The organism is Acinetobacter sp. LipI_15, from assembly GCF_058242865.1.
In genome coordinates this window covers 29,036-43,844 of the sequence record NZ_JBZAYN010000001.1, presented here as the reverse complement: position 1 = coordinate 43,844, position 14,809 = coordinate 29,036, and the positions used below count along the sequence as shown (strand labels likewise).

Sequence of the window (14,809 nt, the reverse complement as noted above, 5' to 3'; positions counted from 1 at the left end):
TCAAATCCGCCCTAACTATGGTCGAATCTCTTTCAACTCACGTTGAATAAAATGCTGAATCATATCGCGGTATAAACGTTCCACAATATCTGCATTTACACCGTGCTCTGTGGCTTGTAGACGAATTTTACTAATCACCGCTTCGACACGTTCTGGTGATTGAACATCCTGTACTGAACGCTTAAAACGCACCGCTTGATCGACATAAAACTGACGTGCAGCAATGAGCTCAATAATCCCCTGATCAATCACATCAATCTGTGCGCGGGCTTGCTCTAATGACTCAACTTTTTCTTTCTTCATCTTCTCTGGCTTCACTTTCAGCGGTGTTTTCACTTTTATACTTCTCTTCTAACACATTACTGAAAATACTTTCAATCATCCATACGCGGTATAAGCTATTAAATACATAGCTTTGACCTGCAATACGTAATTCCAAGACGGGAAAATCCGGCTGTGACTTCATCTCACAGTGCATATCATTTTCTTTTAATTTTTCAGCAATATCGTCAGTAGTCAGTTCAGAAATCTCTAACTCATACTGTAAAGCCTGAAAATGTGCTTTAAAGGATAAATCACGCCCTTTGGTCCATACGGCCTCCAAAATGCGATACATCACCTCAATACGCTGCTCTTCGGGCGCACTGTAGTAAAGCTGTGACATAGCTAATGTCGCAGCTTCTGTAGGCCGGCAAAATGGCGTGAACTTAACTTCGGTCCGTTTAGACAGACGTGTTGCCAAACTCCAGTCAAACAGATCACGACCGTGATACGACAATGGATACACATTCAGCTGAATATTATAATAGTCCGCCAATTCCTCACGAATATAAGCCAACAGTAACCATGAAATCGGATCTTCCATCGCGATGTAGAGATCAAGCTCAGGATCGAGTCCCTGAATTTCATTCAACTCTTCTGCATCACTGATCAGGTGCTCACGCCATTCAATATGATTGATCATAAAGATCGGGTTATCTGTCAGGAGTTTTTGTTGTTTTAAACGGCGTGTTAAACGCAGTAAATCATCTACAGCATGGTACTTACGTTCGCCAAACTCAAAATACCCCGTCAAAATTGGTAAGTCAGAAAAGATCCGTTCTGGAAAATCTTGCGCTTTATGATGACGACTGGCCATCGCGTACAGTGTTCTCAGCTTGCCATACTGCTTTTGCCACAACATGTGGAACACATCTTCAAGTAAATAAAGAAAGTCTTGGCCGCGTAATGGGGTATTTTTTAGAATAATTTCGGCTTGTTCTAAAGCTTCAGCGGTCGGTTGTTCAGGTGTTTCATGAAAACTAAAACGATGCTGCCGCGCTAAAATTTGGGCATCATTCAGACAATATTGTTGCCATTCTATCGATGACATTTGATTAGGAGGTTCTGCACTCTGACGACAAATAATCACTTTCAGTGGTTTAATTTCATCACTGAGAATTTCTTCTAATTGAGGCAGTTGCTGCGCAGCCAAATAGCTATAGACATCATCCAGTCGAAGATAAACACTCAGACCTTGTTCCGTGGGTAACACCGCTTGTCGGGTCGGTTTCTGATAAAACCAACTCGATCGGATTGGATCGAACCAACGGCGTAACAGTGACATGCGTTTTTTGCCTCAAAATGATGAATTGTGCCGAACCTGCCAGCACATGCTTAAAATTCAACTTCTATTATGAAGCTGTTTTAAATGAGATATAAGCCTTGTGCAAAACTTATATCAAGTCAGGGCTGAATGTTCAATGTTTAACAATGGATTAGACGTCTAGATTTAGGTCAGTCACTGCACCTTTTTCCGCACCAGAGGTCAGCTTGGCAAATTTAGCCAAAGCGCCGTGGGTATAGTTTGGTTTCGGTTTGACCCAGGCCGCACGACGTGCAGCAATTTCATCCTCAGCCACATGCCAAGTCATTTCACGGGTTTCAGCGTTAATTGAAATTTTATCGCCGTTTTTAACCAAGCCAATTGGGCCTCCTTCATAGGCTTCTGGTGTCACATGCCCAATCACAAAACCATGGCTGCCGCCCGAGAAACGCCCATCAGTCAACAGTGCAACAGATTGGCCTAGACCTTTACCAATAATCGCTGAAGTCGGTTTTAACATTTCCGGCATACCCGGCCCGCCTTTTGGCCCAACACCGCGGATCACCACCACTTCACCTTCTTGTACTTCGCCATCTAAAATACCGCGCATGGCACCCTGCTCACCCTCAAATACTCGCGCAGGCCCCTCAAAATACAGCCCTTCTTTACCGGTAATTTTAGCCACTGCACCCGTCGGCGACAAATTTCCTTTGAGTACCACCAAATGTGAATCCTTTTTAATTGGCGCATCAAACGGCAAAATAATTTGCTGTCCTTCAGGATAATCCTCTACATCGGCTAAGTTTTCCGCCAAAGTTTTGCCCGTAACGGTGAGGCAAGAACCGTCGAGCATGCCGGCATCCAGCATGCGTTTCATGAGCGGCTGAATGCCGCCAATGGCAATCAGTTCCGACATTAAATATTTACCCGATGGGCGCACATCGGCCACCACAGGAATATCTTTGCCAATACGCACAAAATCATCCAAAGACAGTTCCACGCCTGCGGTATGCGCCATGGCAATCAAATGCAGTACGCCATTGGTTGAACCGCCTAAAGCAATCAGCACTTTAATCGAGTTTTCAAAAGCGGCTTTGGTCATAATGTCGCGCGGCTTAATATCGAGACGCAGCAGGTTCATCACGGCTTCACCTGCGCGTTGGCAATCTTCAATTTTATCTGCTGAAACTGCTTCCTGCGCCGATGAACCTGGCAAGCTCATGCCTAAGGCTTCAATCGCTGAAGCCATCGAATTGGCCGTATACATACCGCCGCACGAACCCGGCCCCGGCAGCGCGACTTCTTCAATCTGCTTCACTTGAATTTCATTGATTTCGCCTTTGGCGTGCTGACCGACTGCTTCAAATACCGAAATCATATCGGTATGCCCTGCTCCGGGTTTGATGGTGCCACCATAAATAAACAGGCTCGGACGGTTTAATCGCGCCAAACCCATGATACAGCCTGGCATATTCTTGTCGCAGCCGCCTATGGCAATTACGCCATCATAGGCCTGACAGCCCAACACAGCTTCAATGGAATCGGCAATGATTTCCCGCGATAGCAATGAATACTTCATGCCTTCTGTACCGTTGGAAATGCCGTCAGAAATGGTGATGGTATTGAAAATAATGCCTTTCCCGCCTGCAGCATTCACCCCACTTTCAGCTTCACGCGCCAAGCCATCAATATGCATATTACACGGCGTGACATTGGCCCAAGTCGAAGCAATACCAATAAATGGGCGTTTAAAGTCTGCATCTTGGAAGCCCGTGGCACGCATCATGGAACGTGCAGGCGCATTCTCTATGCCTTCATAAACAGGAGCAGAATGTTCGCGGATATTATTTTTACTCATTGTTGTTCCTTGGCGATGGCTGATTTTGGCTTCAGCTTTGGCGGGTTCTTTTAAATTTATTGTATAGAAAGCGCTCGGCATGTAAAAGAAATTACATCTCAACAAAAAAGATTTTTAGCGCATGCAATACCATTCAATCACATGACAAAACGACATGGATGTCGCTGTTTTCCTGTATGGCAGGGATGCCATATCAGGAGAACAAAAGATTTTTGTTACTTTTGATCTTTCAAAAGTAAGGGATTGCCTACACAAAGCCATATAAATTATAGCTACTATTCGAGGCTGTCTTTTTAGAATTTTAATGACATCCACTAATTATTAAATTTTATTTATTTGCTTCAAGAAACATTATTTTTAATCAGATTAAGAAATCTATAACTTAGAATTATTGTCCCATTATTTCATTTAAAAGCTGATTACAGCGGAGTCTTACCTCTATAAAAGCTAATTTTCGGAGCTCGTATGTTACTTTTGTTTCGGCAAAAGTAACCAAAACCATTTGTCATCCGCAAAACTCGGCAACTGTTTGCAACTAAAAAAATGATCGCAGAAACATTCACTTTTAAATTACCGTTTGCCTCAGACAGTTGCGGATGACATTTCCTCGTATCCAATGCAAGTTATGTAGATGTAAATTAAAAAAGCACCCCATGTGGAGTGCTTTTTAATTAAACATCTAAAGTTTAGATTTCACGTACTGCGCCTTTCGCCGCACTCGTGGTATGCATTGCATACGCTTTCAATGCTTTCGAAATTTTGCGTGGACGCTCTTCAACTGGATGCCAACCTTTGGCTTCTTGCGCTGCACGGCGAGCGGCCATGGTTGCTTCATCAACAGCAAGGTTGATGGTACGGTTTGGAATATCAATTTCGATTAAATCGCCATCTTCCACCAAACCAATTGCACCACCTTCTGCTGCTTCAGGTGAAACGTGACCAATAGACAGGCCTGACGAACCGCCCGAGAAACGACCGTCAGTCAATAATGCACATTCTTTGCCTAGACCTTTCGATTTTAAGTAGCTGGTTGGGTACAACATTTCTTGCATACCCGGACCACCACGTGGGCCTTCATAGCGAATCACAACCACATCACCGGCTTTGATTTCATTGCCCAAGATCGCCTCTACTGCTGAATCTTGGCTTTCAAACACACGTGCAGTACCGTTGAATTTCAAGATTGAATCATCTACACCCGCAGTTTTTACGATACAACCATCGAGCGCAATGTTGCCGTAAAGCACAGCTAAGCCACCGTCTTTCGAGAACGCATGTTCAGCATTACGGATCACGCCATTTTCACGGTCACCATCTAGTCGTTGGTAATATCGATCTTGTGAGAATGCAGTTTGCGTTGGTACACCGCCCGGCGCTGAACGGAAGAATTGGTAAACGTCTTCATTTTCAGTACGGATAATGTCCCATTTATCTAAAGCATCTTTTAAGCTTGCTTCGTGAACAGTACCTACAGATGTGTCCAATAAGCCTGCACGGTCTAATTCACCGAGAATGGACATGATACCGCCAGCACGGTGTACATCTTCCATATGTACGTCGTTTTTCGCAGGTGCAACTTTACATAGAACAGGCACTTTGCGAGATAAACGGTCAATGTCATCCATCGTGAAATCAACACCCGCTTCATTGGCAGCCGCCAACAAGTGTAGAACGGTATTGGTTGAACCACCCATCGCGATGTCTAAAGTCATGGCATTTTCATACGAGGCTTTGGTCACCATTTCACGTGGCAATACGCTGTAATCATCTTGTTCATAATGACGTTTAGCCAATTCAACAATTAAAGAGCCTGCGCGTTCGAATAATTTTTTACGGTTTGCATGTGTTGCCAGTGTAGAACCGTTACCCGGTAAAGACAGGCCCAATGCTTCTGTTAAGCAGTTCATTGAGTTTGCGGTGAACATACCTGAGCATGAACCACAAGTTGGGCATGCAGAGCGTTCGTATTCTGCTACTTCTTCATCGGTATAGTTGTCATCTGCAGCCACAATCATGGCATCAATTAAGTCGATGGCTTTGTCGTTACCACGGATTTTAACTTTACCCGCTTCCATTGGACCACCAGAGACAAATACCACTGGAATGTTCAAACGCATTGCCGCCATCAACATCCCTGGAGTAATTTTGTCACAGTTGGAAATACATACCATGGCATCGGCACAGTGTGCGCTCACCATGTATTCAACAGAGTCTGCAATCAAGTCACGTGAAGGCAATGAATACAGCATACCGTCATGACCCATCGCAATACCGTCATCAACCGCAATGGTATTGAACTCTTTGGCTACACCGCCTGCTTGCTCAATTTGACGCGCCACGAGTTGACCAAGGTCTTTAAGATGAACGTGACCCGGTACAAATTGAGTAAATGAGTTCACGACGGCAATAATTGGTTTACCAAAGTCTTCATCTTTCATACCAGTTGCGCGCCATAAGCCGCGCGCACCCGCCATATTTCTTCCGTGTGTCGATGTTTTTGAACGATAGTCAGGCATTTTATATTTCCAACAAAGTTTGAGCTTGAAATGAATCCTACAGATTCACTCTGGCTAAATCATACTGACAATGATGTAAAATCAGTCGAATTTTAAACCTATCATACACCAAACCATTGTTTTTAAAGATGGCTTTTTAAGCTGAGATTTGGGCAGATGGGTCTATCAATAAAAACGAGTGATTTGACGACAAAAATCTTTTAACTGAAATCTACTATACCGCCATCAATGGCTGCACAATACAAAACTTTCATGAATAATTTTTAAATTTTATATAAATATAATTTATTTAAAAATTGCAAATTTGCGATTTTGGGTTATGAAATCATTGAGCTTGGACAGCTTCAAAGTTGCAAAAATCAATTTCTAATGTTCTAAATTACGCATTAATCATTTGCTATAATCCACATATTCAACACAGATTCGGTTCATTCATTTTGAAAATCATCTTTGCCGGTACGCCAGAATTTGCCGCAACAGCACTAGCTGCATTGCTCAACACACAACATGAAATTGTTGCGGTATACACTCAACCTGACCGCAAAGCTGGACGTGGACAAAAACTCACAGCTTCTGCCGTAAAGCAATTGGCTTTAGAGCACCATCTTCCTGTTTACCAACCCCTTCATTTCAAATCATCGACTGAAGAAGGTTTAGCCGCACAAGCGGAATTAAAGGCCTTAAATGCCGATGTTATGGTGGTTGCAGCCTATGGTTTGATCTTGCCGCAAGTCGTGCTAGATACCCCGAAATATGGTTGCCTGAATATTCATGGTTCATTGCTGCCACGTTGGCGCGGTGCAGCACCGATTCAACGTGCCATCGCAACAGGTGATATTGAAACAGGTGTCACCATTATGAAAATGGCAGCCGGACTAGATACTGGCGACATGATGTATAAAACCATCTGCCCGATTGAAGCAACGGATACCTCTGCAACTTTGCATGACAAACTTGCAGAGCAAGGTGCAACTGCAATTGCTGCCGTTTTAGACACTGAACAAACATTGCAGCAATATTTAGACAGCCGTGAAGTTCAAGACGAAGCATTAACAGTTTATGCACATAAGCTATCAAAAGCTGAAGCAAAAATTGATTGGTCCATCGATGCCGTACAAATCGATCGCAACATCCGTGCCTTTAATCCGTGGCCGGTAGCATTTATTCAGTTAGATGAACAAAACAATTTACGCGTTTGGCATTCTGAACTTTCTGCTGCGTCTGCACCGAATGCTCAAGCAGGTGAAATCATTGCCATCGATAAAAAAGGCATACACGTTGCCTGTGCCAATGGCAGCGTGATTATTTTGACTTCTTTGCAATGGCCGGGTGCTAAACCACTCAACCCTGTACAAATTTTACAAACCCAAAAATTGACTATTGGACAAATTTTATAATGAAGCAATCTCCCAACGCCTCGACCCGAGACCTTAATTTACGTGCTCAGGTAGTGAAGACGTTATTGGCTGTCCAAAATGGTCAATCGCTGCAATCGGTACTCGCGCAGCAAATGAATATCGTGTCAGATAAAGACCGTGCGTTATTCCATGAATTGGTGCTTGGTTGTTTACGTCAATGGTACGCATTGAAACAACTGACTTTACCATTACTGTCTAAACCTGTAGATAACCAAGTGGTTGAAACCTGTTTATACCTTGGTTTGTATCAATTGTTGTGTACCCGTGTCGCGGCTCACGCTGCAATTTCTGAAACGGTGGAAGCTGCAAAACAATTGGGTATGGGAAGTCTAAGTGGCCTCATCAACGCAATTTTGCGCCGTGCAACACGTGAAACAGAACAGTTCTACGACGTACTTGAACAAGCAACCAATTTACCAAGTTGGTTATCTAAACGTTTGAAAAAAGACTGGGGTGAACAATTTGACGAGCTCAGCTATGAGCTTAAACAAATTGCGCCACTGACTTTACGTATCAATACACGCCAAGTGAGCCGTGATGAATACCTTGATATTCTGGAAGATGAAGGCATCGATGCACATCGTTGTGAACTCTCTAATGTCGGTATTGTGATGGATGAAAGTCTACATATTCCAAGTTTGCCGGGCTTTGAAGCAGGTGGTTTTTCGGTACAGGATGAACATGCTCAGCTGTGTGCAACACTCTTACCAAATCTCGATGGTAAATTTGTGATTGATGCTTGTGCTGCGCCCGGTGGTAAAACTGCACACATTTTAGAGACCTTCCAACCGAAGAAACTCATCGCACTCGACCAAGATGAAAAGCGCCTGAAACGTGTAGTTGAAAACCTTGATCGTTTGGTTCTCGATGGTAAACATGTCGAAATCCAAACTGCCGATGCCATCACTTACACTGTTCCTGAGCTTGCTGATTGTATCGTGCTCGATGCGCCATGTACTGCTGTCGGTGTAATGCGTCGTCATCCTGACATTCGTTTACTACGTCAATCGGGCGACATTGCGAAAACAGTAGTATTACAAAAGCAAATTTTGGAAAACATGTGGAAGCAACTTAAAGTTGGCGGTACGCTGCTTTACATCACTTGCTCGATTTTAAAAGCTGAAAATGAACAGCAAATGGTTGAGTTCTTTGCCAATCATGCCGATGCCCAAGAAATTAAAATTGAAGCAGATTGGGGAGTTGAACAAATCCATGGTCGTCAACTTTTCCCGAAAGTGGGTTATGGCGATGGCTTCTATTATTGCCGTATAGTAAAAACGGCCTAAATCAATAAACACCTTTTTAGATGTAAACAATCATAAAAAATGCCCGATGATTTCATCGGGCATTTTTTTCGTCATTCTAAATTTAATCTTCAGCTTCGTCAGGATTTTTCACCAAATGAATCGTCGCTAAAAGTAAACCACCCCATAGCAAAACAATTGATAAAATCATCATGATCATTGCAGATGTATTCATATTAATTCTCCTCTGGACCTTTGTCTTTACACAAGCTTAATAGAACAGAACCCAATACAAAGAAGGCCAATACCGAACCACCCACCAACCAAAGTGTCGTTGCAGGATAACCGCCATAACCTTCAGTTGCGACAGCCTTAATCGTCAATACAAGTGCAACCAATAATGAAATTGGGGTGATCACGGTCAATAAGAAATTCCAACCTTGACCCAACTTGATACTTGAGTATTGATTTGCATGCTCTTGTAATTGTTTCATCAATGGACGATGGAACCACGACACCAAAATAATAGAGAGTAAACCACCACCCACGATCCCAATGTTATTGGCAAAGTAGTCAATGATATCAACAAAAGTAATGGCACTTTGTGTAGAGAATAAAAGTGTAGATACGATTGCTGAACCGCCCGCAACAATCGTTACAGCTTTATTTTTTGACCAACCCAATTTGTCTTGAAACGCTGCAATTGGCACTTGCAAGATACTCACCATAGAGGTAATCCCTGCAACCACCAACGAAGCAAAGAACAAGAAGCCAAACAAATCACCGCCTGCCCCCATACTCGAAATGATTTTCGGGAAGGCAATAAACGCAAGACCAATACCGCCTGAAACCACTTCATTTACAGGTACGCCCGCACTATGCGCCATAAAGCCCAATGCCGCAAAAATACCAATACCCGCTAAAATTTCAAATGATGAGTTGGCTAATGCAACGACTACACCTGAACCGGTCAAGTTGGTTTTTGCTTTTAAGTAAGACGCATAGGTCAACATGATCCCGAAACCAATCGATAAGGAGAAGAAGATATGACCAAAGGCTGCTAACCATACTTTATAGTCAGTCATTGCATCCCAATTTGGTGTAAAGAATGCATTTAAACCTTCTGTAGCCCCAGGTAAACGCACTGCTTGAATCACTAAAATCGAGAACAAAATCACCAACAATGGAATAAAGATTTTATTCGAAAGCTCTACACCCTTCTTCACACCACCATATAAAATGAACATGGTAATCGCCCAAACAATCACCAATCCAAAGAATAAGGTCGGTACAAAACCAAAGGCAATTCCATCGGCATTTTGCAAGTAGGTATTAAAGAAGAAGCCTTGCGTATCTTCACCCCATTTTTGACCAATTGAGTAGAAAATATAACTGCCGGCCCATGACAATACGCTGGCATAGTAGATCCCGATGATGAGTGTCACCATCACTTGCCACCAGCCTAATGCCTCACTGTTCATAAGTTTTTTATATGCAGTAGGCGGTGCTTTTCGGAATTTATGCCCCACTGCATAATCTAAGAACAATAAAGGCAAACCCGCTGCAAAAATTGCAATTAAATAGGGAATTAAAAATGCACCGCCACCATTTTCATACGCCACGTAAGGGAAACGCCAAATATTTCCCAAACCTACAGCGGAACCAATAGCGGCAATGATAAATCCTGATCGTGCCGACCAGTTTTCACGATTATCTGACATAGAACACCTAAACCTCAGGCATCTTTAACTGCTGCTTGTTATGGTTATATCGCGAGCAAAAAAAGAACCATAAAAATAAAATTCTGGGTGTTTGATCTGGTGAGATACCTTGTGAGCGTCTATACCAAATTGCAAACAGAAAAATCACATGCGCATTTTGGTTAAAAACACCACAAATAACTTTCCCTTTGTATGAATTAACAATACTCACTTTTTTTAAGTTTTTCTGTAATTTCTACGGCAAATATTCCATTTTTATAATGTGTTTAGGCTTAAATGTTCATTTAATCAGCTTATTTTTCATACAATTTAAGTTATCAATAATATAACTTTTAGGAATATTTTATTTCCAATTAAATTTTTAAAGTTATTTCACTCGATAATGTCCGGTAATTTGATAGGCATGCAAAAGATCTTCTTCCTGTGTGCCCTCTCCTATATTATGGATGATCAGCGGAACCCCGCTACCTTTCATTTTACGATCTGAAACCACACCGATATGCACTAAACCACGCCCTAAGTCCCAAGTGACAATATCACCTGCCAAATACTGCTTATCTTTGACTACATAGCCCTGACGTTGCATCCAGGTTTGAATATTGGGAACACGCCGATGATCAATATTTTTATCAGTACTTTTTAAGCCCCATTTTTGTGGATACTGCTTAAAATTGGCTTTCATATCTTCATGAATAGCTTGTTGTAAATCAATCCCTTGCTGTCGTAATGCACGAATTATCACATCGGTACAAACACCCTTGATTAAGGGAACATCTCCCATCGGATAACGCAGTGCAGTATATGCAGGATCATAATATAAGGTCTTCCCAATTTGACTGCGTGCATCGGTCACCATTTGAGTGGCGTTAAAGGCAAAGACAGCCATATTCACGGTCATCAAACTGACCAATAATAAAATTCGTTTCATTTTTTCTTATGCACTTTAGTTTTTGAAATGATTCAAAAAATGGGCTTCGAACAGATCCATACTGAACCAAGCCCAAGTTTAAACTGCTACAGTTTTATCGCCAATACGCGTTCTTCTTGCATATATCGAATGGCAGACTGAATTCCTTCACGGCCTAAGCCAGAATCTTTTACGCCACCATATGGCATGTTATCAACACGGAAAGATGGAATGTCATTAATAATCACTCCACCGACCTCTAAGTGATTCCACGCATACAACATTTTATTCAAATTTTGCGTATAGACACCCGCCTGTAAACCAAAACGGCTGCTATTAATTTTGGCGATACCTTTTTCAAAGTTTTTGTATTTCTCTAAAATCGCTACAGGGCCAAAGATTTCATCTTTATACACTTCTAGCGATTCATCGACATTTTCTAATAAAATTGGATCGAGCAAAGCCCCCTGATGTTCACCACGAACCAATGCTTTGGCACCTTTTTTTACTGCTTTATCGACCCATTTATGTACGCGTGTTGCTTCCACTTCCTTAATCATTGGACCGACCATGGTACTTTCCAACTGTGGATCAGCCGCTTTAAGCTGCTTCATTCTCGCCACGAGTTTTTTCTTCACATCGGCATAGATATCGGCGTGCACCAAGATGCGTTGAACACTAATACACACCTGCCCTGCATGGTTATACGCCCCACCGACTAAGCGTTCAATAAATGCCGCTGAAATTTCAGTATCAGGCTCAACCAATACAGCAGCATTACCTCCAAGCTCCAAAGTCACTTTTTTACGTCCCGCACGCGCTTTCATATCCCAACCGACTACATCGGAACCGGTAAAGCTGAGCAGTTTAAATCGGTCGTCAGTGACCAAGACGTCTGCATGTTCGCGTGGACAAGGTAGAACCGAAAAGGCACCTTTAGGTAAATCCGTTTCTGCTAAAACTTCCGCAATTTTTAAAGCTGAAATTGGGGTCAAACTTGCAGGCTTCAACACAAATGGACAGCCTGCAGCAATGGCAGGTGCAATTTTATGCGCAGTCAGATTGATCGGAAAATTAAACGGGCTGATCAACGATACAGGACCAATTGGCACATGTTTGACCATGCCTTGATAGCCAGATGCCGCTGCGGTAACCGCCAATGGGATCATGCGACCATCATCCATCTGTGTGACAGCATCGGCAGCAATTTGAAAGGTATTAATTAAACGTTCAACTTCAGCAGCTGCGGCTTTACGCGGTTTTCCACCTTCCGCAATTAAAATTTCAGTCAATTCTGCACGCATTTCATTAAAACGTTTAACACAGTGCAGTAAGATTTTTTGTTTTTGAAAAGGTTCCAATGCCGCCATTGCAGCGCTAGATTTAACCGCCGAATCAATAGCTTTTTCAATGGTTGCAGCATCTGCGAGTGCAACGCGTGCATATACGTCTTGGGTATATTTATGATTCACTTCTAACCACTGATCGGTAGTCGCTGCTTTACCTGCAACATAGAGCGGATAATCTTTTATATCTTGTACGGCTTTGGACATGACGATATTTCCATGATCTTGAGATATTATTGATAAATGTGAATAAATCTATGCCCTCTATCATGCGCTGACTGAGCACAGAGTTCACTATATTTAAGTAACAAAATGAACCACAAGCCTTAAACTTGGTTGCCTAAATGCCCTTAATATCATCCCCTATTTTCAGATCTCTGCTTGCACTGAAAACCGTATGATCGAGTCTCTATATAACGATGAAATTAAATTAGAAAAGCTGTTTAAAATATTTAATTACATTATTTATCAAATCATTAATAAATTTTTCAAAGTTAAATTAATCAAAAAAAATATGAGTACAACATAAAAAAAGCCCATCAAATGACGGGCTTTTTAAATCTATGTTTTAGCTATACGAACGCTGTGTTTTCACAGTAGCCTTATTCACATTTTCTAAAGCGGCAACCTCTTCATCTGTTTGCGCTTTGCGAATAAAGAATATTGCAATTGCACCAATAACCCCTGGAATAGCCACTGCAATAAAATTCCATTTATGTGGAAGTTCTAAACCTAATAAATAACCAATTAAGATTGGACCAACAATTGCACCTGTACGACCAATTGCAGATGCCCAGCCAATACCCGTTGAGCGAACTGCGACCGGATAATACTGTGCCACAAAACTATAAAGTAGAATACTACAGCCGATTGATGATGCGCCTGCTAGACTTACCAGTAAATAAATCACAGGTTGCGGAGAGTTAAAGCCTAAACCAACAAGCGATAATACCCCCACAATCAACATACCAATAAGTACCGATTTAAAGTTAAAGCGGTCGGCTAGAACGCCTCCACTAATGGTTCCAATGACAGCACCAATATTAAGAGCCATTAAGAACATTAAGCTACTACCTAAAGAATAACCAGCAGCCATCATCAGTTTTGGTAACCAACTGCCTAATGCATAAAGCATTAATAGACACATAAAGAAAGCTATCCAGAATAAAAAGGTTCCTATAGCACGATTTTCTGTAAATAATGCTTTGACTGATGCACTTTGAGTTTGATCATTAGATGATAAAACCAACTGTGTATCGGGCGATACTTGAGCATCTGGATCAACTTTTTTTAAAAAATAACGTGCCTGATCTTGCTTATTAGCCTTCACTAAGAAAGTAAGTGATTCTGGTAAAAATTTCCAAAATAGAGGTATAAAAAGCAAAGGAATACCTGCAATAAAGAACATAATTTGCCAGCCGAAATCAGCTGTAAACCATTTACCACATAATGCAGCCATGATTCCACCAACAGCATAACCACTAAACATTGTGGTCACTAAAGTACTGCGTAAACGCTGTGGAGCATATTCCGAAGTTAAAGCAACTAAATTAGGTAATACACCACCAATTCCCAAACCAGCAATAAACCGAAGTACTGCAAATTCAGTTGGATTTGATGAAAAGCCACCGAGGAAAGTAAAAAAACTAAATAATGAAACACAAATTAAAATAACTTTTTTACGGCCAATTCTATCGGCCAACATACCAAAACCCATAGCGCCAAACATCATGCCTGCTAAAGCTGTACTTGCGAGCATACCTGCTTGTACTGCGCTCATCCCCCACTCTTGCATCAATAGCGGTAAAACAACGCCATTAATTGCTAAATCGTAACCATCAAATAAGACAATAAACAAGCACCACAAGATAATGTTGACATGGAAGGACTTAAATTTGCCCTGATCCACTACGGTATTAACATTCATTGTTGTTTTCATTAATTCTCACCTCCAATTGTGAGACATAAATTTTAACTAACAATGAATTTCTGGCTGTATTTTGTCCAAAACCTGAAAAGCATAAACTCATACCTTTCAGATATATCCATGTTGTTTGGGAATAAAATGTCATAAAAACCCCAATATTTTTGAAATATTTATACATAAAAAACCGATGGACTGCGGGTCTAGTTTTTATAATTATTAATTATCAATGCGTTATTAGAAGCTAAATCACAATCAGACGATAGATTATTTGATATGAAAATTGTCAG

11 protein-coding genes are annotated in these 14,809 nt (G+C 41.6%); 2 read left to right on the top strand and 9 right to left on the bottom strand.

Annotated features, from left to right (window positions below; all coding sequences use genetic code 11):
• Positions 1–15: 15 nt before the first annotated feature.
• From AC4CU0_RS00175 to ilvD (AC4CU0_RS00160), 4 genes are all read right to left on the bottom strand, one after another.
• Positions 16–303, bottom strand: coding sequence for a chorismate mutase (locus AC4CU0_RS00175; RefSeq protein WP_078191648.1), 288 nt, complete (start codon positions 301–303; stop codon positions 16–18).
• A complete protein-coding gene (locus tag AC4CU0_RS00170) occupies positions 284–1,606 on the bottom strand; it encodes a hypothetical protein (protein WP_490743629.1) in 1,323 nt (440 codons plus the stop codon). Before AC4CU0_RS00170 ends, AC4CU0_RS00175 begins: the two co-directional genes overlap by 20 nt.
• A 151-nt stretch (positions 1,607–1,757) precedes the next feature.
• On the bottom strand, positions 1,758–3,443 hold the full coding sequence (gene ilvD / locus AC4CU0_RS00165) for a dihydroxy-acid dehydratase (RefSeq protein WP_180009589.1): 1,686 nt from the start codon (positions 3,441–3,443) through the stop codon (positions 1,758–1,760).
• 686 nt (positions 3,444–4,129) lie between these two features.
• Positions 4,130–5,959, bottom strand: a complete 1,830-nt coding sequence (gene ilvD / locus AC4CU0_RS00160; protein WP_111885144.1) for a dihydroxy-acid dehydratase — start codon at positions 5,957–5,959, stop codon at positions 4,130–4,132.
• A gap of 437 nt (positions 5,960–6,396) precedes the next feature.
• On the opposite strand from ilvD (AC4CU0_RS00160), the gene fmt reads away from it, so the two are divergent.
• On the top strand, positions 6,397–7,356 hold the full coding sequence (gene fmt / locus AC4CU0_RS00155; protein ID WP_180005357.1) for a methionyl-tRNA formyltransferase: 960 nt from the start codon (positions 6,397–6,399) through the stop codon (positions 7,354–7,356).
• Complete coding sequence (rsmB, locus tag AC4CU0_RS00150; RefSeq protein ID WP_490743630.1) at positions 7,356–8,663, top strand: 16S rRNA (cytosine(967)-C(5))-methyltransferase RsmB; 1,308 nt, start codon at positions 7,356–7,358, stop codon at positions 8,661–8,663. Before fmt ends, rsmB begins: the two co-directional genes overlap by 1 nt.
• Before the next feature lie 82 nt (positions 8,664–8,745).
• Here rsmB and AC4CU0_RS00145 read toward each other — a convergent pair whose 3' ends face one another.
• The 5 genes from AC4CU0_RS00145 to AC4CU0_RS00125 all read right to left on the bottom strand — a co-directional run bounded on the left by AC4CU0_RS00145 (position 8,746) and on the right by AC4CU0_RS00125 (position 14,534).
• Complete coding sequence (locus tag AC4CU0_RS00145; RefSeq protein ID WP_180005359.1) at positions 8,746–8,856, bottom strand: methionine/alanine import family NSS transporter small subunit; 111 nt, start codon at positions 8,854–8,856, stop codon at positions 8,746–8,748.
• Position 8,857: 1 nt separating this feature from the next.
• The gene (locus tag AC4CU0_RS00140; RefSeq protein WP_490743631.1) at positions 8,858–10,342 is read right to left on the bottom strand and encodes a sodium-dependent transporter; all 1,485 of its coding nucleotides are present in this window, start codon (positions 10,340–10,342) and stop codon (positions 8,858–8,860) included.
• A 367-nt stretch (positions 10,343–10,709) separates the two neighbouring features.
• Positions 10,710–11,240 carry a DUF1287 domain-containing protein gene (locus AC4CU0_RS00135; RefSeq protein ID WP_490743634.1) on the bottom strand — a complete coding sequence of 177 codons (531 nt, stop codon included), beginning with the start codon at positions 11,238–11,240 and terminating at the stop codon, positions 10,710–10,712.
• Positions 11,241–11,356: 116 nt separating this feature from the next.
• On the bottom strand, positions 11,357–12,802 hold the full coding sequence (locus tag AC4CU0_RS00130; protein ID WP_490743632.1) for an aldehyde dehydrogenase family protein: 1,446 nt from the start codon (positions 12,800–12,802) through the stop codon (positions 11,357–11,359).
• Between the two features lie 361 nt (positions 12,803–13,163).
• Positions 13,164–14,534, bottom strand: a complete 1,371-nt coding sequence (locus tag AC4CU0_RS00125; RefSeq protein WP_180023011.1) for an MFS transporter — start codon at positions 14,532–14,534, stop codon at positions 13,164–13,166.
• Positions 14,535–14,809: the final 275 nt, after the last annotated feature.

Excerpts from the sequence above, each read along its gene's own strand:
- AC4CU0_RS00170 (WP_490743629.1), bottom strand. The coding sequence starts at position 1,606 with ATGTCACTGTTACGCCGTTGGTTCGATCCAATCCGATCGAGTTGGTTT.
- AC4CU0_RS00145 (WP_180005359.1), bottom strand. The coding sequence starts at position 8,856 with ATGAATACATCTGCAATGATCATGATGATTTTATCAATTGTTTTGCTA.
- ilvD (WP_111885144.1), bottom strand. The coding sequence starts at position 5,959 with ATGCCTGACTATCGTTCAAAAACATCGACACACGGAAGAAATATGGCG.
- rsmB (WP_490743630.1), top strand. The coding sequence starts at position 7,356 with ATGAAGCAATCTCCCAACGCCTCGACCCGAGACCTTAATTTACGTGCT.
- AC4CU0_RS00135 (WP_490743634.1), bottom strand. The coding sequence starts at position 11,240 with ATGACCGTGAATATGGCTGTCTTTGCCTTTAACGCCACTCAAATGGTG.
- AC4CU0_RS00140 (WP_490743631.1), bottom strand. The coding sequence starts at position 10,342 with ATGTCAGATAATCGTGAAAACTGGTCGGCACGATCAGGATTTATCATT.
- AC4CU0_RS00125 (WP_180023011.1), bottom strand. The coding sequence starts at position 14,534 with ATGAAAACAACAATGAATGTTAATACCGTAGTGGATCAGGGCAAATTT.
- ilvD (WP_180009589.1), bottom strand. The coding sequence starts at position 3,443 with ATGAGTAAAAATAATATCCGCGAACATTCTGCTCCTGTTTATGAAGGC.
- AC4CU0_RS00130 (WP_490743632.1), bottom strand. The coding sequence starts at position 12,802 with ATGTCCAAAGCCGTACAAGATATAAAAGATTATCCGCTCTATGTTGCA.
- AC4CU0_RS00175 (WP_078191648.1), bottom strand. The coding sequence starts at position 303 with ATGAAGAAAGAAAAAGTTGAGTCATTAGAGCAAGCCCGCGCACAGATT.